At 61.6% G+C, this 17837-nt stretch carries 14 protein-coding genes and 1 tRNA gene; 9 read left to right on the forward strand and 6 right to left on the reverse strand.

Translation table 11 applies throughout. The features are described 5' to 3' along the window. Positions 1 to 34: 34 nt before the first annotated feature. On the forward strand, positions 35 to 934 hold the full coding sequence (locus S101446_RS10750) for a metal ABC transporter solute-binding protein, Zn/Mn family (protein ID WP_010511047.1): 900 nt from the start codon (positions 35 to 37) through the stop codon (positions 932 to 934). Here the strand turns inward: S101446_RS10750 and S101446_RS10755 are convergent. Then, complete coding sequence (locus tag S101446_RS10755) at positions 909 to 2687, reverse strand: ABC transporter ATP-binding protein/permease (RefSeq protein ID WP_208620515.1); 1779 nt, start codon at positions 2685 to 2687, stop codon at positions 909 to 911. The genes S101446_RS10750 and S101446_RS10755 overlap by 26 nt on opposite strands. 386 nt (positions 2688 to 3073) lie before the next feature. On the opposite strand from S101446_RS10755, the gene S101446_RS10760 reads away from it, so the two are divergent. After that, positions 3074 to 3523, forward strand: a complete 450-nt coding sequence (locus tag S101446_RS10760) for a DUF2501 domain-containing protein (protein WP_010511043.1) — start codon at positions 3074 to 3076, stop codon at positions 3521 to 3523. 230 nt (positions 3524 to 3753) lie between these two features. Here S101446_RS10760 and S101446_RS10765 read toward each other — a convergent pair whose 3' ends face one another. From S101446_RS10765 to S101446_RS10780, 4 genes are read right to left on the reverse strand one after another with little or no spacing between them, the layout of a single operon-like run. After that, complete coding sequence (locus S101446_RS10765; RefSeq protein ID WP_087608346.1) at positions 3754 to 5442, reverse strand: ABC transporter substrate-binding protein; 1689 nt, start codon at positions 5440 to 5442, stop codon at positions 3754 to 3756. A 17-nt stretch (positions 5443 to 5459) separates the two neighbouring features. Beyond that, the gene (locus tag S101446_RS10770; protein WP_010511039.1) at positions 5460 to 6089 is read right to left on the reverse strand and encodes an SCO family protein; all 630 of its coding nucleotides are present in this window, start codon (positions 6087 to 6089) and stop codon (positions 5460 to 5462) included. After that, the gene (gene polA, locus S101446_RS10775) at positions 6089 to 8863 is read right to left on the reverse strand and encodes a DNA polymerase I (RefSeq protein WP_087608347.1); all 2775 of its coding nucleotides are present in this window, start codon (positions 8861 to 8863) and stop codon (positions 6089 to 6091) included. Before polA ends, S101446_RS10770 begins: the two co-directional genes overlap by 1 nt. Positions 8864 to 8877: 14 nt before the next feature. Continuing rightward, positions 8878 to 9093: a zinc-finger domain-containing protein gene (locus S101446_RS10780; RefSeq protein ID WP_019085369.1), complete on the reverse strand. Its 216-nt coding sequence runs from the start codon at positions 9091 to 9093 to the stop codon at positions 8878 to 8880. A 38-nt stretch (positions 9094 to 9131) separates the two neighbouring features. Between S101446_RS10780 and S101446_RS10785 the strand changes: the two genes are divergently transcribed. The 7 genes from S101446_RS10785 to S101446_RS10820 all read left to right on the forward strand — a co-directional run bounded on the left by S101446_RS10785 (position 9132) and on the right by S101446_RS10820 (position 17033). Beyond that, on the forward strand, positions 9132 to 10250 hold the full coding sequence (locus S101446_RS10785) for an alpha/beta fold hydrolase (RefSeq protein WP_087608348.1): 1119 nt from the start codon (positions 9132 to 9134) through the stop codon (positions 10248 to 10250). 57 nt (positions 10251 to 10307) lie between these two features. Then, positions 10308 to 10384 (forward strand) — tRNA-Arg (locus S101446_RS10790). Positions 10385 to 10799: 415 nt separating this feature from the next. Next, positions 10800 to 11798: an aldo/keto reductase gene (locus tag S101446_RS10795; RefSeq protein ID WP_048849500.1), complete on the forward strand. Its 999-nt coding sequence runs from the start codon at positions 10800 to 10802 to the stop codon at positions 11796 to 11798. Positions 11799 to 12417: 619 nt separating this feature from the next. Further along, on the forward strand, positions 12418 to 12969 hold the full coding sequence (locus S101446_RS10805; protein WP_010511026.1) for a hypothetical protein: 552 nt from the start codon (positions 12418 to 12420) through the stop codon (positions 12967 to 12969). A gap of 308 nt (positions 12970 to 13277) precedes the next feature. Continuing rightward, entirely contained in the window at positions 13278 to 14999 is a 1722-nt protein-coding gene (locus S101446_RS10810; RefSeq protein WP_087608350.1) for a SulP family inorganic anion transporter, read from the forward strand. Positions 15000 to 15217: 218 nt separating this feature from the next. Then, complete coding sequence (gene cls, locus S101446_RS10815) at positions 15218 to 16663, forward strand: cardiolipin synthase (protein ID WP_048849508.1); 1446 nt, start codon at positions 15218 to 15220, stop codon at positions 16661 to 16663. A 118-nt stretch (positions 16664 to 16781) separates the two neighbouring features. Further along, on the forward strand, positions 16782 to 17033 hold the full coding sequence (locus tag S101446_RS10820) for a hypothetical protein (RefSeq protein WP_010510401.1): 252 nt from the start codon (positions 16782 to 16784) through the stop codon (positions 17031 to 17033). A gap of 55 nt (positions 17034 to 17088) precedes the next feature. Here the strand turns inward: S101446_RS10820 and S101446_RS10825 are convergent, their stop codons facing one another. After that, positions 17089 to 17706: a hypothetical protein gene (locus S101446_RS10825; protein ID WP_231290046.1), complete on the reverse strand. Its 618-nt coding sequence runs from the start codon at positions 17704 to 17706 to the stop codon at positions 17089 to 17091. Positions 17707 to 17837 lie beyond the last annotated feature (131 nt).

Here is a 17837-nt window from a genome sequence, read left to right on the forward strand (position 1 = left end):
AAAAATGCCGTCTTTTTTAATGGAGTTCGCGCCGATGCGCCGCCTGTCCTGCCTGCTGGGCCTTTGCGGGGTCCTGTCCATCATGCCTGCCCGTGCGGCCCCCCTGCCCCATACGGTCCAGGCGGTCGCAAGTTTTACCGTGCTGGCTGATGTGGTGGCGCATGTAGGGGGCACGCATGTGCATGTCACGTCACTGGTGCCCCCCGATGGCGACCCGCATGAATTCGAACCCTCCCCCGATGACGCCCGCCAGCTACGCCAGGCCGATATCGTGTTCATGAGTGGCGAGGGACTGGAAAGCTGGTTCAGCCGGCTGGCCCACGCGGCGGGTTACCATGGCACGCCCGTCATCGTGTCCAACGGGATCAGCATCTACACCCCGCCGGGCCTGCAACAGGCGGAAACGGACCCGCATGTCTGGAACAGCGTGCCCAATGTCATCATCTGGACCAACAACATCCGTGACGCCCTGATCGCCATAGACCCGGCGGATGCCGACAGTTTCCGCGCCTCGGCCGCCGCCTATGTCACGCAGCTGCGCGCACTTGACCGCGACATCCGCGACCGCATCGCCACCATACCGGCCGACCGCCGGCGTATCCTGACCAGCCATGACGCCTTTGGCTATTTCGGCCGGACCTATGGCCTGACCTTCATGGCGCCGCAGGGCCTTTCGACCGAGACGGAAGCATCAGCCGGGGATATCGCCGCCCTGATCCGGCAGATCCGGCAGACGGGCGTCACCACCTATTTCATGGAAAACGCCGCCGATCCCCGCATGGTCCAGCAGGTGGCGCGGGCGACCGGCACCCGGCCCGGCGGGGAACTGTATGCCGAAGCCCTGTCCCCGCCCGGTGGTCCCGCACCGGACTACATCGCCATGATGCGCCACAATACCGACCTCATGGTCACGGCGATGCAGGGGACGCGCTGACGCGCCTCTCGCTGCCCTCGGGGGCGGCAACGGCAAAGGGGGACAGGTCCACACGGTTGACATGCATCGCCACCACCGATTCCCGATGCGTGATGGAGACAACCGTCATGTCCGGACAGGCCTGACGCAGCAGCGCGTACAGCGCCGCCTCCGATGCCGCATCAAGGTTGGAGGTTGATTCGTCAAGGAACACCCAGCCCGGCCGCGCCAGTATGATACGCGCAAAGGCCAGACGCTGGAGTTCACCCGGCGAGAGGATCTGCCCCCACGCTTCCTCGCTTTCGATACGCGGCGCAAGCTGGCCCAGCCCGACCTGCTGCAGGGCCGCAATCACATCCGCTTCCGGATAGGCGTCGACCCCGGCGGGATAGGTTACCGCCCGGTGCAGCGTGCCGGTGGGCACATAGGGCCGCTGCGGGACGAACATCATCGCCACGTCCGGCTGCGTGATGGTGCCGGTGGCGAACGGCCAGATCCCCGCCAGCACGCGGAACAGCGTGGACTTGCCGGTACCCGACGGACCGGTCACCACCGTCATCTGCCCATGTTCCAGCGTGAAGCTGACATTACGCAGCAGCGCCGCGCCATCGGGACGGAATACGTCCAGCCCGCTGACCTGCAGGCTCGCATTCGCGGCAGCGGGCACGACCGTAACCCTGTCACGCATGGCCTGCGCACGATCCATCACGCGCTGGAAGGTGGCCAGACGCGCGACCTCCGCATGCCATGTCGTAAGCGAGGCATAGGATGTGGACAGCCAGCCCAGCGCCCCCTGCACACGTGAAAACGCCATGACCAGCTGCATGAGCGTGCCGAACGTCATCTTTCCTGCGAAATACCGGATCGAACCGATCAGCAGCGCGAAATTGCCCGACACCACCTCCAGCCCCGTCGTCAGCAGCCCCAGCCACTTGGTCCGGCGCATGATGACAAGGAAATTGCCGTACACCTGCGAAAAGGAACGGTTGAGCCCGGCCTGTTCCTCCGCCTCGCCACGGTACAGGGCGATCCCTTCGGCATTGTTGCGGACATGGACAAGGCTGTAGCGGAAATCGGCTTCGGCGCGCTGCTGGAAAAACTGCAGCCCCGCCAGCTTGTGCCCTGCAAGATGGGTCACCCACGTCGCCATCACAGAATAGATCAACGCGGCCCAGAAGAAATAGCCGGGTATGGAAAAGCCCAGGACCTCCAGCGGGCCGGACAGCGCCCACAGCAGGCCGACATAACTGAACAGCGTCACGATATTGGACAGCAGGTTGATGAACTGCGTCAGCGTATCGGTGACAAAGCTGTTCAGGTCTTCCTGTATGCGCTGGTCGGGGTTGTCCGCGCCTGCTTCCAGCCCGGACGTGGTGATGGCGATGCGGAAATAGGTCTGGTTTTCCATCCACTGCCGCGTCATGCGCTGTGTCAGCCACCGCCGCCAGCGCAGGCCCAGCATCTGCTGCAGGTAAGTGGCATAGATACTGCACAGCACCGCGGGAATGGTGATGATGAAAAAGCCCAGCACGAAGCCTTCCTGGTTATGCACATACCAGAACAGGCCACGCAGGAAGGTCGTGGCGTCGCGCTGCTGCAGGGCCGTGTAATAGACATTGCGCGAGAACGACTGCAGCAGGTCCAGCCCCACCATGGAAAAGGTCAGGACCAGTACCGCCACCAGCAGGCCCCATGCCCATTTCTTGTCCTCGGACACAAAATAGGGACGGGTGAGATACCAGACATCTTTCAGGAGAAGGCGCAAATGCTGCATGTTGATCCCGTGCACAGGGTTAGGGCCACGTATGGTCCAGCATTCCCACGAAGTCGGGGCGGACTCAATGTCCATTGCGCCCGGATGGCGGTTTCCATGCGCCGGAAGCGCTGCGTTAAGCTTCCTCACGACTTCTTGACGAAGGATGTCTTCCACGCCCGCACCCCGCCCATGGCATGCGACAGGGGGAAATACCGCCAGACAACAGGGGTTTATGGGACGCAGGCCCGAATGGACAAGGGTACTATATATCGAAAAGCCGAATGCCAGACATATCAGTCGCACGGGTACCGAACTGCCACATCGTGTTATGTTTGACACACAGATTTACAAATGGCGGGGTCGGGTTCCTACCCTGCCTGCTAAACAAGGTAAGGAAAATCAATATGGTGTCGTTCAGTCGCGTCCTGTCTGCCGGTGCGTTCGCCACAATCATGGCAGTCGCGCCGCTTGCGGCCCATGCCGCTGAAATCTCGCCCCCGACCGGCGCAGGCGTCGCCAACCAGGTCGAGGCGATCAAGCCCGGCTCCCTGTCCGCTGAAACGGTGTACTCGGCCGTGGCCTCGGCAAAGCCCGCTGATCTGGGCGGCATCATGAACTACTGCATCCAGTCCAATTACCTGACCGCGTCCGAAGCGTGGCCCGTGCTGGCGGCGTTCAACAAGAAGACGAACGACGTGCCGTCCAACCAGAAGGGCAACATGTCCTATGCCGACGGTTCGACCGGCCTGCTGAAGGTGGGTGGCAAGGCGCCGATCTCGCTGGAAGATGCATCGGCTGACATCCGCAAGCAGGCCTGTGCGAAGGTTGAAGCCCGCGCGAAGTCCATGCTCTGATCCAGGGACCGTTTCCCCTGCTTATGCCCCGCCGGTCTCCCGGCGGGGTTTTTTAATGCCTGCTGCCGTTCCGGAAAGCTGTCTGACAGACCCACCCGGAACGCATCAGCGGTCATAGGAATGTTTCTGGTGCCGCTTTTTCAGGAAGCTTCAGGAAACATCGCCTCCCTGAAAAAGACGATACCCAAAAAACCTTTATTTTCATCAACGTGTTGATTTCAAACAATCGCTTATTTTACCCACACGCGCGAAAACGTCATGTGGTACAGACGCGTGGAAAAATAGTTTCCCAACCGGGGCGAGACCAGATCCACATAGCTTATGCTGATCATGGGCGCGGCGGCGGCAAGCCGGGTGATGCGGTCATCCACCTGCTGCCACAGGCCCTGCATCACCTGCGGATCATGTTCGTGCCGGATGCGCGCCACCAGCGTCTGGACCCCTGCATCACACAGCCCCGACATGTTGATCGAACTGTCGGAACCGGGATGGAAATTGTCACAGTCAAACAGCGTATCCACGAAATTGGATGGGGATACGTAATCCGCGTACCATCCCATAAGGCTGATCTGGACATGATTGGCGCTGTTCTGGGCATAGGCCAGCTCCATGGCCGGCGAAAGTGGATGCAGGTGCGCGTGATAGCCAATATCCTGCAGCATGTCGCGCAGGTAGGTACCCATGCTGGTATCCATGGCGGTGGCCGGGACGATCAGGGTCACGTCCTGTCCTGCTGTCCCGCTTTCACGCACAAGCTGACGTGCGCGCGCCATATCGGGACGCGTCCAGCGCGGGGCCGGGTGGTCGGGGTCCGCACCTTCGGTCCATGCGCACTGCCCGTCACCGGGCAGAAGGCCGGGGGGCACCATGCGGCATAGCGGGGCGGCAATGCCCGATCCACCATACAGGATGGTCATGGCGCGCCGGTCCAGCGCGTAATTGACCGCCTGCCGGGCCCGGATATCATCAAAGGGCGGGATATTGACATTCATGGGCATGTACATGAGGCCGTACAGCGGATAGACGTGAACCTGCGCTGTATATCGCCCGCCGATTTCCCCCAGCCGGTCCAGCGGCTTCAGTCCCGCCATCCAGTCATACTGCCCCCGTTCGACTGCCGTGACGGCATCTTCTTCCGACAGGCCATAGTCATACTGTATGGCATCGACATACCCATCGGGCTGGGCGGCCTCGCTCCATTCATGAAAATAGGGATTGCGTTCCAGCCGCATGCCCCGGTCGGGGATGGAAGACACGATGCGATATGGACCCGTCGCAGGTGCCGCGACCTCGCCCAGGTCATGGGCGGGCGTGCTGGCAGGCAGGACGACCGCATGCCCGAAAGCGATCTTCTGCGGGAATTCGGAATCCGGCGCGGTCAGGTGAATGGTGATGCGCCGGGTGGCCGCATCCGTTTCCACCCCACCGGCCAGCGTGCAATGGGCGGGATCATGCAGGCATGCATCCGCCCCCACGATCCCGCCGTAAAACGACCCCGCCGTAGGGGAGCCAACGCGGAACAGCCGTTGCAGGGACGCCGCCACATCGGCCACGGTCAGGGGTGTCCCATCGGAAAAACGGATACCGTCGCGCAGGGTGAACACCCATGTGCGCCCGTCATCCAGCCGTTCGGGCATGGACTGCGCCAGGTCGGGCACAACCTGCGCCCCGGCCGGGCCTTCCAGCTTGGGATAGGTCAGCAGGCCATCATACATGACGCCCATAAGCTGCATGTACTGGCTGCTGTAATTGATCTGCGGGTCCAGTGTCCCGGCTGCACTGACCGCTGTCAGCCGCAATGTGCCGCCACGGTGGGGACTGCCCTGCGTGCCATCAGCCGCACGGGCGGGCAGGCCGTGCAATGCCACCCCCAGCAGGAGGAGAAGGACCGCGCCAGATGCCTGCCATGATGCCTTCATGCGCGGTCCTGTTGTTTTCAGTGTTTGCCCGGCGCGTTCATGAGGTCCGTCATGCGCGCGGTGACATCCGCCGCCGTGGCGGTGGACGGCAGGCTGCCTGCATACCGCCCGGTGGGTGACATGATCACGATCTGGGTGGCGGGTTCCATGCTGTATTCGCCATTTTCCCCGTCATGGCGGACATAAGGGGCATGGTATTCCTTCGCCACCGCCTGCAGCATCTTGGGCGATCCCGTCATGACCGTGACATGCGTGCCGAAGCGCAGGGCATAGGTCCGCAGCACCTCCGTCGTATCACGCATGGGATCAAGGGAAATGAAAATAGGCACCACCAGATGCGCGCGGTCACGGCCCAGTGCCTCCACCCCGTCGGCCATCGCCTTGACGGTGGCGCCACAGACCGTATCGGGGCAATGGGTGTCACCAAAATAGATCATCATCCACCGCCCGCGGAAATCGGTATCCATCACCGACCCGTCGGCCCCGTTGATCAACCGGAATGAACCACCAACCGGGTTGCCATAAGTGGTCAGCGGCACGGGGGCATTGCTGGAATAACGGTAGCCGAAATATCCGGCAATCGAGGAAACCGCGAGTATGACCAGCCCTACAATAACAAAGAACCGGTCCCGTTCATTTCGCATCATCAGTGTGCATCCGCCCAATTCGTTCCGGTCCCGGTTTCCACGACCAGCGGCACCGAAAGGGTGGCTGCGGATTCCATGACCTGCCTGACGAGGGCTGCCAGACGATCGGCATCATCCTTGCGCACCTCGAACACAAGTTCGTCATGGACCTGAAGGAGCATGCGTCCGTCAAGCCCCGCATCCGAAAGGGCGGCAGGAATTCGCACCATGGCACGTTTGATGATGTCAGCCGCCCCCCCCTGCAACGGGGCGTTGATGGCCTGGCGCTCGGCATAGTTGCGGCGCACGGCGCTTTTGTCACCAATGCCCGGAACCCAGCACCGGCGGCCGAAGGGCGTGGTGACATATCCCTTCGCCCGCGCTTCGGCCTTCACGCGCTCCATGTAATCGCGGATGCCGGGGTAACGGGCGAAATAGGCGTCGATGTAGCCCCGTGCCTCCCCGGGGGGAATGCCAAGCTGGCGGCCCAGCCCGAAGGCGCTGATGCCGTAGATGATGCCGAAATTGATCGCCTTGGCGCGCCTGCGCGTCAGCGGGTCCATGCCTTCGATCGGGATACCGAACACTTCGGACGCCGTGCGGGCATGGATGTCCTGCCCCAGCGCGAATGCTTCACGCAGGGCGGGGATGTCCGCCACATCCGCCAGAAGCCGTAGTTCGATCTGGGAATAATCGGCCGAGACCAGGACATTGCCGGGGGCTGCGACAAAGGCCCGGCGGATACGCCCGCCTTCCTCCGTGCGGATGGGAATGTTCTGCAGGTTGGGATCATTCGATGACAGGCGGCCCGTTGTCGTCACCGCCATCTGGAACGATGTGTGCACGCGCCCCGTCGCCGGATTGATCTGGTTGAGCAGCGCATCGGCATAGGTGCTTTTCAGCTTGGCCAGCTGCCGCCATGCCAGAATCCGGGCAGGCAGGTCATGTCCCTGGTCCGCCAGGTCCTGCAGCACCGATGAATCCGTGCCCCATGCCCCCGCCTTGGTGCGCTTGCCACCGGGCAGGCCCATTTCATCAAACAGGATTTCCCCCAGCTGCTTGGGGGAGCCGACATTGAAGTCACGCCCGGCCAGCTTGTGGATCTCGGCCTCGATCACGGCCATGCGCTGCGCGAATTCGGTGGACATGGCGCGCAGGTCATTGGCATCGACCGCAATGCCCGCGCGCTCCATATCCGCCAGGATCGGTACCAGCGGGCGCTCCATTTCCTCATACAGCGCCAGCGCGTGGTTGGTGCGCAGTTGCGGCCGGAGCACCTGCCACAGCCGCAGGGTCACATCCGCATCCTCCGCCGCGTACGGCGTGGCGCGCGCGATATCCACCTTGGAAAACACCACCCGGTTGCGGCCCGTGCCCGTCACCTCGTCATAGGGGATGGGTGTGTGGTCAAGTGTCAGGCGCGAAAGCTCATCCATGCCCTGCCCATGCTTTCCCGCCGACTGGGCATAGGAAATCAGCATGGTGTCATCAATCGGCGCGGGCTGGACGCTGCCCGCCTGTGTCAGCACCAGCAGGTCGAATTTGGCGTTCTGGAAGACCTTGAGCACCGACGGGTCGGCAAACAGCGGTTCAAGGATTTCCAGCGCCGTTGCCACCGGCATCTGGGGCGTGCCAAGGCTGTCCATCAGGTCCACCTGATGACTGAGCGGGATATAGCACGCGCGGCCACATTGCGGGGCAAGCGAGATGCCGACCAGCGGCGCGGTCAACGGATCAAGCCCGTCGGTTTCCGTATCCACCGCGCAGACCCCGCTGGCGCGGGCCTGTTCCACCCATTTCCGCAGCACTTCGGGATCGGTCACCGTTTCATACGGGCCATAGGGTTCGGGCGGGATGGGGGGCAGTTCCCCCGCAGGCTGACTGAGCCCGGCCGGTGTGACATGGGCGGAAATGCGCGGGCGCGGCTTCGCCTTGAACCCCATGCGCTGCAGCAGTGACGAAAAACCCATGTCCGACAGCCATGCGCCCAGACGTTCCATGTCCACATCGCAGCAGGCAAGGTCGGACAGGGGTTCGGGGCATGGCGCGTCTTCACGAAGCGTCACCAGTTGCAGCGACAGGCGCGCCATGTCGGCATGGGCCAGCAGGTTATCGCGCCGCTTGGACGCCTTCATGCTTTCAGCGCCTGCCAGTATGGCGTCCAGCGACCCGTATTCCGCCATTAGCGCCGATGCGGTCTTGGGACCGATGCCCGGCACGCCGGGCACGTTGTCCACCGGATCGCCAATCAGGGCCTGCACCTGCGCCACCCGGTCGGGCGCAACGCCGAATTTGGCCTCGACCTCCTTCACGCCGATCGGGCGGTTCTTGATCGGGTCCATCATCATCACGCCGGGACGGACAAGCTGCATCAGGTCCTTGTCGGATGAATAGATGGTGCACTGCCCGCCCGCATCGGTCGCCTTGCGGGCATAGGCCGCGATCAGGTCATCGGCTTCCCAGCCCGCTTCCTCCAGCGCCGGCACGCCGAAGGCGGCTGTCGCATCGCGCACAAGGCTGAACTGCGGGCGCAGTTCCTCCGGCGGTTCGGGGCGGTGGGCCTTGTATTCACCATACAGGTCATTGCGGAAGGTATGGCGTCCCGCATCGAATATGACCGCCAGATGGGTACCTGCATGTTCGCGCAGCAGGCGCGACAGCATGTTCGAAAAACCATACACCGCATTGACGGGCGTGCCGTCGGGGCTGGTCATGGGGGGTAGTGCGTGGAAGGCGCGGAAAATGAAGCCCGAACCATCCACCAGGATCAGGTGAACCTGCTTGTCGCTGGACATGTATCAGGATGCGATCAGTGACCGGCGTCCGCCGGCGCATCGGGGCTGAGCACGAACAGCCGCGAGCAGTAGGGACAGAATGTCTGGTGATGGCCGATACGCAGGAAAACCCGCGGGTGTCCCAGCGCGCCAAGCCCCCCGTCACAGGACAGGGTACGCGAATCGACAACGATGGTTTCAATCGTACCCAGACGGGGGTGCGGGACGGGATCGTGGGACAGGGCTTGCATTTTGACGGGCCTCGGGTTGTTGTCCGGCTTTGGTTTGCATGTCCGCCCGCGGGCGGACCATGCGCTTGTCCATGATGATACGCAGGATTGCCGTGCTTTCAAACATTCGCCTGTCACGCCTGCTTTATCCAGTGCTTTTTGTGATGCTGGCAGCCTGCACCACGCGTGAAGCCCCACCCCCGGCGGCACCGGCCCGTCACCCGGATCTTGCCCGCCTGATTCCTGCGGACCGGACGGTCACGATTGCAGGCGTGGGCACGGTGCCGCTGCGGATCTGGCCTGCACGGGGGGCGGAACGCGCCGTCATCCTTGCACTGCATGGCTTCAATGACAGCCGCGATGCATGGGAACACCCTGCCCCCGCACTGAATGCGGCAGGCATGACCGTCATTGCCCCCGACCTGCCCGGTTTTGGCCAGACGGCGCAGCGTGGCGGATGGGCGGGAACGGACGTCCTGCTGCGCACCGCATCCAGCCTTCTGGCCACGATCGGGCGCGAACATCCCGGCGTACCCGTATATGTCATGGGGGAAAGCATGGGCGGTGCGCTGGCCATCGTGCTGGCGTCACAGGCCGACACGCCACCCGTGGCGGGCTACATCCTGCTCGCCCCCGCGGTATGGGATCTGGATACCGGTACGCGCACGACCACGCACCTGATCGCCGCACTGGCGCCCCGGTGGCGGCTGAGCGGGCGTGAACTGCCTGTCCATGTCACGGCGGCCGATGACATGCTGGCCCTGGCGCGCCTGTATTATGACCCCCTGACCCTGCGGGACACCAGCACGGTGGCGCTGTCCGGGCTGACAGACCTCATGCACCGCGCGGCGCAGGCGGATGCGCACATGCACGGGCGCGTGCTGGTGATCTATGGCGGCCATGACCAGATCATTCCCGCCCCGGCCATGGCACGGGCCTGGCGGCGCATGCCACGGGACACGCGGCATGACTACATCCCCGGCGGCTACCACCTGCTGCTGCGCAGCCGTGACGCCGGCCGGGTCACGGCGGACATGACCAGCTGGATCGTCAGTCCCGACAGCTTCCTGCCTTCGGGCGGGGACATGGCGGCGGCCGCATGGATGGCCGACCAGAAAGGACGCGCGGCCCCCCTGCCTGTCCTGCCGGGATGGATGGACTGGGTCGCGCCGCAATGAATTTTCCTGATTTCAGGGGTGGCATTCAGCCTGATCCCGATGTATGCAGGCGGAAGTGGACTCGTAGCTCAGCTGGATAGAGCGTCGCCCTCCGAAGGCGAAGGTCGAAGGTTCGAATCCTTTCGAGTCCGCCACATATTTTTTCAAAAGGCGCCATCCGGCCTGTCCTTTTGTGCATCCCCTGAAATCATCGGCAAGCCGAATCTGGCGACAGAAATAATATATCTGTTGTTTTTGCTATATTTTATTTATTTTTAAATAAATTTATCAATGCATATAATAAATCAAGAATTTTTATTTTGAACAGGGGCGATTTTAAGCCCATGACTGCACGATTTATTCAATATATTCCTTTCCACCTCCCGGCAGGCCGTGATCCTTACGCATGTTTCCGTATTTCCAGGGAAATATAACAGCACTCACCTCGTTAACGATGGAAGCATGGCTGTGCCCTGTGGTGACGGGTAACACGTCATCCCATGCTATGGCACGGTTGCACACATGGCGGTTGCAGCCGTCATGACCGGTTCACGAACACGGAGCGTATTCATGACTCAGGCATCTGTTACGGAAACCACGACAATCCGGGGGCTGAAACATCCCGTCTCGCGTATTGCGCTTGGCACATGGGCCATTGGCGGATGGATGTGGGGCGGCCCGGACGACCGCAACGCCATTGCCACCATTCAGGAAGCTGTTGATCTGGGCATAACACTGGTCGATACGGCACCTGTCTATGGCTTTGGCCATTCGGAGGAAATTGTGGGGCAGGCCCTTGCCGGGCGGCGGGACAAGGTGGCGATCGCAACCAAGGTCGGGCTGGACTGGAAGGACGATCACAAGCCGTTCCGCAATACCTCGCCGGCCCGTATCCGCAAGGAAATCGAGGATTCACTACGCCGCCTGCGCACCGATTACATCGACCTGTATCAGGTCCACTGGCCTGATTCCGCCGTGCCGATGGATGAAACCGCCCGTACGCTGGAAGATCTGGTCAAGGAGGGCAAGGTACTGGCGCTGGGCGTAAGCAACTTCACCATCGCCGAGATGGATGCCTTCCGCGCGGTCGCCCCGCTGGCTGCGGTGCAGCCGCCTTACAACCTGTTTGAGCGTGGCATGGAACATGACATCCTGCCATATGCGCGCCAGCATGACCTGACCATCCTTGCCTATGGTCCGCTCTGTCGTGGCCTGCTGTCGGGCAAGATGACGGCACAGACGAAATTCGGTCCCGATGACCTGCGCAGCGCGGACCCCAAGTTCCAGCCGCCCCGCTTTGCCCAGTATCTGGAAGCCGTGCGGCAGTTGCAGGATTTCGCGCGTGAGAAACATGGCAAGTCGCTTCTGGCGCTGGCCATTCGCTGGGTACTCGATCAGGGACCGACGATTGCCCTGTGGGGCGCGCGCCGCCCGGACCAGATCGCAGCAGTGGCCGACGCGATCGGCTGGCACCTGAGCGCCGATGACCTGCGCGAGATCGACACAATCCTCAAGACCTGCATCAAGGATCCGGTCGGGCCGGAATTCATGGCGCCCCCGGGTCGCTGACAGCGTTTTGAGACCTGACATGCGCCCGCCTGTCATGTTGTCCGCAAAGGCGACTCCATGACAGAAGGCAGGCTGCCCCGCCTCCATGTCTTAGCCCATGAACATGCTCAGGATGACACATGCAAAAGTGGTGCATGGGGCAGGATGCAGAAAATCCTGCCGCGGGTCATTGATGCTGGACTGCACCTGCACGAAAAACAGTGCGCGGAATCATGGCCCTGCGGGCGCATTACGGATCGGGCACATGCGGCAAGTCATCCCGGCCGCATCACCTTCACATTCATGCCGGATAAAACAGTCAAACCCACCACAAGAACCAGATGGGGCGTGGAACAGGCCCGCGTATGGGATGATTGCGACCATGCTGGAAACACCTGACCATGACAGGCCAGGTCATCCCGAATGAAAATGGACCGCACGCGGGACGGCGGAATAGCCAGAAGACCCACCCCAACCGGTCTGGCGCCATGCAATCGCCGCCAGCCTGCGAAATGGCGCCCTCATCGCGTTTGCATTCATATTGACTGAACGGGTATGTCCCGCAAAATCAGCATGAACAGAACGTCAGCCATGCTGATCGCAGCGATTCCCGACCCGGACGGGGCAAATGGAGCGACCGATGACATCCTTTCCCCTGCGGGGCATGCTTGTGGGCAGCGCCTGCGCGCTTGGTTTCTTCCACCTGCCCGGCACCCTGCGTCCGGCCCATGCGCAGCAGGCGGAAGAACATCACGGCCCCACGGCGGAACAGCGCGCGGAAATCCAGCGCGCGGTGCATGAGGCAATCCAGCAGGACATACGCAAGGTGGCGCAGTACAAGCTGCCCAAGGATTTTTTCGCCCGTATGTTGCCCCTGATCCGGCAGATCAGGCGGGCCAACATCACCCCTCCGACCCAGACCACCAACATGACGCTGGCCACCACCATCCGGCGCACGCAGGCCATGCCGCAGCTTCAGGCGATCCTGCAGGAACATGGCATGTCGGCGGAAGATTTTGTCATGAGCCTGACCACGTTCGAAATGACAAACGCCATGATCCAGGCGCCCCCGCAAAAGACAAAAGACACGCCAAAGCTTGACAAGGATAACGTCAGACTGATCCAGTCCCATCAGGCACTGGCGCAGGCGCTGGTGCACGACATGGACAGCGAAAGCGAACATCTGCAATAGCGGACCATCGAAAGTTTTTCGCAAAAATTTCCGGCGAATCTTTTCTCAAAAAAAACTTCAGGAAACACCGAATTTTTGAAATAAATGTAGTACAAAAAGAAATTATTACTTTTATCAGTAATTCATTTTTCGCCTCTTTCTCCAGCACAATGCCGTCGTGACAGGCGTGCCAGCATGGCAGATGTCAGGGTCCTGCCCTTGCCAGTCGCGCGATCTTTGCCGGATATGACCGGCACTACTGAACACATACCGTTGTAAAGGCTGGCGCGTTGCCGGTCCGGTCGTGTGGATGATGGACGGTGTTGGTCATGCAGACCGGAACAGGCAGATCGGACTCTGGGACAACGGCAGGCAGCGTACCCGCCCGCAACGGGCTGCGTGCCCGGCTGCATGATATCCTGGCCGGCCTGTCGCTTGCCTCCATGAACATTCCGCAGGTTCTGGGCTACACGCGCATTGCCGCCATGCCTGCGGTAACGGGACTGTACACGGTACTGCTGCCACTGGTGGCATTCGCGTGTTTCGGGGCATCGAAACATCTGGTTGTCGCAGCCGATTCCGCCACCGCCGCCATTTTTTCCAGTGCGGTCGGTCGCATGGCGACACCGGGCAGCACGCATTACATGGCGCTGGTCAGCATGGTTGCCCTGCTCAGCGCGGGCTTCCTGCTGGTCGCACGCCTGTTCCGCCTGGGCTTTCTGGCGGATTTCCTTTCGCGCACCGTGCTTATGGGATTTCTTGCCGGGGTGGGGGTGCAGGTCGCACTGGCCATGACGCGCGACATGCTGGGCATTACCACCACGGCGCACAACCCGTTACTACAGCTGTTCCAGACACTGGCGCAGCTTTCGCATGTCAATATCCCGACCCTGCTGCTGTCCGCCGGCATCGTGGCCATCATCATGACGGGGGACCGGCTGACGCCACGTGCGCCACTGGCGCTGGTGACCGTGGTGGGCACGATCATGGTCAGCATGACCTTTGGCCTGTCCCGGTTCGGAATAGAGACGATCGGCCCGATCGTGGGTGGCCTGCCCCGCCTGTCCATACCCGATGTGTCATGGAATGACATGCTGGCGCTGCTGCCTGCCACGACATCATGCGTTTTTGTCATCATTGCGCAGAGTGCCGCGACATCACGCGCCTTTGCCCTGCGCTTCCATGATCCGGTGGATGACAACGCGGACATACTGGGCCTGTGCGCCGCCAACGCGGCGGCGGGGCTGAGCGGGACATTCACCGTCAACGGCAGCCCGACCCAGACCGCGATGGCCGTACGGGCAGGCGCGCGCAGCCAGCTTGCACAGCTGACATTTGCCATCGTCACGATGCTTGTACTGGTGTTTCTGACCGCGCCGCTGCAGTACCTGCCGCGCTGCGTGCTGGCATCCATCGTCTTTACCGTGGCGCTGGGCATGATCGACCTGCAGGCGATGGTCGCCATCCGGCGCGAAAGCCCCGGTGAATTCGGGCTGGCGCTGATGACCGCCGCCGCTGTCGTGGGCATCGGGGTGGAACAGGGCATCTTCCTGGCCATCGCGCTGTCGCTGTTCCGCCATGTGCGACACAGCTACGAACCCCATACGATGATCCTGCGCCGGGACGGGCAGTCCGGCCTGCTGGAACCCTATGACGTAAGACCCGGACAGCAGACCGCGCCGGGACTGATTGTCTATCGCTTCTGTGCCGACCTGTTCTATGCCAACGCCACGCGGTTCGCGCATGACGTGCAGATGCTGGTTGACAATGCCCCGACCCCCGTCCGGTGTCTTGTAATCGATGCCAGTGCAATCACGGATATCGACTTTTCCGCCGCAAGCGACCTGCGTGACCTGTTCACGACCCTGCGGGCGCGGCATGTGACCGTGGTATTTGGCCGCGTCACCCCCTACCTGCGGGCCGACATGGACCGCCATCGCATCACCCCGGTCATCAGCGCCGTCAACATCCACGCGCAGCTTCATACCGCCATCGCGGCGGCACGACAGGTAATGACCGACAGCGAGATACCCCAGCCCACGATACATTAGGGACGGCTTGAGACAGCCTTCCCCCGGAAGCAGCGTTCCTAATGCTTTTTGGGAAACAGCTTCTTCATGACCCCCAGGCGTCCGAAACGGTTTCCACGGGCCACCCGCGACAGGTACCCCCCGCCGGTCATGACCGCCATCGGTTGTCCATGCCCCACCAAGGCGATACGATACCGGCTGTCATACATCAATTTCCGGACAGGATGGGAAAACAGGTCATGCAATGGGGTTGGATCAGTGCGGCAACCACCATCAGTTTCCAGATCCTGTTCATCATCCGCGTCCTGCTCCGCCCCCACCGGCAGCCCGCGTCACGCGTGGCATGGGTGGCCATTATCGGTTCCCTGCCCATCCTTGGCATGATTGCCTACCTGCTGCTGGGCGAGACCCACCTGAACGAGCGTATCCTCCAGCGTATCCGTGAGGCCATCAGGCGGCTGCCCATCCCCGGCAAGACCAGCAACGCGCTGATTGACGCCGAACGTGATTTCGGGCTGCATCCGCGCCTTGCCCCGCTGTTCCGCGTCGGGCAGTCCATTAGTGGCTATCCCCCCATGGGGGGCAACAGCGCAGCCCTCATGCCGGATTCAGATGCCGCCATCACGGCCATGGTGCGTGATATCGATGCGGCGCGGGAACATGTGCATATCAGTTTCTATATCTGGCTGTCCGACAATAATGGCATGAAGGTGGTCGAGGCCCTGAAACGCGCGGCAGGACGCGGTGTGACATGCCGCGTCATGGCGGATGACCTGGGATCACGGCGCCTGATCCACAGCCGACACTGGCGGGACATGCAGGCGGCGGGCGTGCGGCTTGTGCGTGCGCTACCCATCGGCAACCTGTTGCAACGCCCCTTTCGCGGGCGGTTTGACATGCGTAACCACCGCAAGGTTGTCGTCATTGACAACCGTGTAACCTATTGCGGCAGCCAGAACTGCGCCGACGCCGCATTCCGGGTCAAGCCCCGCTTTGCCCCCTGGGTTGACCTGGTCACACGGTTTGAAGGCCCTGTGGTGCTGCAGAACCAGCACCTGTTTGCAACAGACTGGTTCGGCCATACTGACGAAGACCTGACCGAACTGCTGGCCACGGCAGCCATACCGGCAGGAGACGGCTTCGTGGCCCAGGTCATCGGGACAAGCGCCGCCGTGCGCTATGCCGCGATGCCGGAGGTGTTTGTATCACTGATGAATGCGGCGGCGCGGGACCTGACGGTTACGACACCCTATTATGTTCCTGACGAACCCATACAGGCCGCCCTGTGCGCAGCCGCCCGGCGCGGCGTGAACACGACGCTTACGGTCCCCACCCGCAATGATTCATGGATCGTCGCCGGTGCCAGCCGCAGTTATTACCGTGAACTGCTGGAAGCGGGGGTCAAGCTGTATGAATACCCGCACGGCCTGCTGCATACCAAAGCGCTGACAGTGGACGGGAAAATGACCATGATCGGATCAGCCAACCTGGACCGGCGCAGCTTTGACCTCAATTTTGAAAACAACATCCTGTTCGTGGACCCCGCGTTCACGGCTGACATCCACGCACGCCAGCAGACCTATACCAATGCCGCCACCCCCGTGACACTGGACATGGTCATGAACTGGCCGAAATACCGTGTCCTGTGGAACAATGTCCTGGCGATGGTTGGCCCCGTTTTGTGAATAAGCGAGATATAATATCGGCTCTTGAAAACGCTCCCGCCGGACCCGACATCTGGGGAGAGAGCCCGGTCAATCGCACGGGCAACCTGCATCGAATGGCAACAGGAGAAACCGGATCATGAGTACCGCTGAAAACCTTCGCAAGCTCAGCCCTGAAGACATTCAGGAAATCACGAAGCATTTTGAAAAGTCCCTGCACCAGCACAAATCCGAACTGCACAAGCAGATCGCGGATCATCTTGCTGGCCTGAAGGGGGAAGTCCGCCTGCATGAAAACAGGATCCCGACCTATTGCAAGGTATTCGGGTTCCTGATTCTGGCGGCGGCATCAGTGGTCAGCTATGCCTTCGGTCGCAAGTCCGCGGAATAAGCAACCTGTCCGGGCCGCCGCATATCCACGCGGCGGCCCGGGAACGCGGAACCAGTCATTTGACAGTCGCAGCATTCGTGGCCGGGACTGTTACGTGCGTCGCTTGTACCTGCGTTGCTTCCTCGGGCACAGGGGGCGTCCTAGGGGAATGGAATGCGGAAATCGGTCCCAGCGGGCCGCGTCTGACATGTCGCATTGACGCGACCGGCTTGCGCACGCATCCCCGTGTTACAATTGAACAGACCCCATCGGATCCGATGATTTCGTCATCATCGCCGCTGTAATGCAGATCCACCACCTTATCATCCTCGATACGGATATCCGCGACGCAGGTCTTGCCCGCGCCGCCCACGGCTGTTTCCGTCAGGTTGACCAGGGTCTGTAACGGAAAAAGCGTTGAATCATTCGTGGACGGGATATTCAGCGTGCGTGAATATTCAAATATCTGCACATGATCGTCTATTTTCTTGATCTTGTCGGGAATGCCCACGCATGACTGCACATCCGTGCTGTTCATGCCGATCATGGCAAGCTGCGCACGGTGCGCAGTACGGGAGTCCGTATAACCACACCCCGCAAGGCCACCGACAGGCAACAGAACGATACATACACCACCGATGCGCGACAGGAAGGTGTGGAACAGGTGATTGCTGCGGTGGGTCTCAACTGTCATGCGGCTCTGTTGCTCCGGAATGGGGATGGTCGTTCTGACAAGGCGGATTCTGGTACGGCCTTCATCAATCATCTTTCGCATATACGAAACAGGAATTCATGAAGGAAATCCTGTTTTCCTGCACTGCGGCC

Origin of the sequence: Komagataeibacter europaeus, assembly GCF_002173515.1 — a bacterium.
Classification (GTDB): Bacteria; Pseudomonadota; Alphaproteobacteria; order Acetobacterales; family Acetobacteraceae; genus Komagataeibacter; species Komagataeibacter europaeus.

Coding starts and splice junctions, on each gene's coding strand:
- S101446_RS10820 (WP_010510401.1), top strand. CDS start 16,782: ATGAGTACCGCTGAAAACCTTCGCAAGCTCAGCCCTGAAGACATTCAG.
- S101446_RS10770 (WP_010511039.1), bottom strand. CDS start 6,089: ATGATGCGAAATGAACGGGACCGGTTCTTTGTTATTGTAGGGCTGGTC.
- S101446_RS10765 (WP_087608346.1), bottom strand. CDS start 5,442: ATGAAGGCATCATGGCAGGCATCTGGCGCGGTCCTTCTCCTCCTGCTG.
- S101446_RS10805 (WP_010511026.1), top strand. CDS start 12,418: ATGACATCCTTTCCCCTGCGGGGCATGCTTGTGGGCAGCGCCTGCGCG.
- S101446_RS10795 (WP_048849500.1), top strand. CDS start 10,800: ATGACTCAGGCATCTGTTACGGAAACCACGACAATCCGGGGGCTGAAA.
- S101446_RS10760 (WP_010511043.1), top strand. CDS start 3,074: ATGGTGTCGTTCAGTCGCGTCCTGTCTGCCGGTGCGTTCGCCACAATC.
- S101446_RS10755 (WP_208620515.1), bottom strand. CDS start 2,687: ATGCAGCATTTGCGCCTTCTCCTGAAAGATGTCTGGTATCTCACCCGT.
- cls (WP_048849508.1), top strand. CDS start 15,218: ATGCAATGGGGTTGGATCAGTGCGGCAACCACCATCAGTTTCCAGATC.
- S101446_RS10785 (WP_087608348.1), top strand. CDS start 9,132: ATGTCCGCCCGCGGGCGGACCATGCGCTTGTCCATGATGATACGCAGG.
- polA (WP_087608347.1), bottom strand. CDS start 8,863: ATGTCCAGCGACAAGCAGGTTCACCTGATCCTGGTGGATGGTTCGGGC.
- S101446_RS10810 (WP_087608350.1), top strand. CDS start 13,278: ATGCAGACCGGAACAGGCAGATCGGACTCTGGGACAACGGCAGGCAGC.
- S101446_RS10780 (WP_019085369.1), bottom strand. CDS start 9,093: ATGCAAGCCCTGTCCCACGATCCCGTCCCGCACCCCCGTCTGGGTACG.
- S101446_RS10825 (WP_231290046.1), bottom strand. CDS start 17,706: ATGACAGTTGAGACCCACCGCAGCAATCACCTGTTCCACACCTTCCTG.
- S101446_RS10750 (WP_010511047.1), top strand. CDS start 35: ATGCGCCGCCTGTCCTGCCTGCTGGGCCTTTGCGGGGTCCTGTCCATC.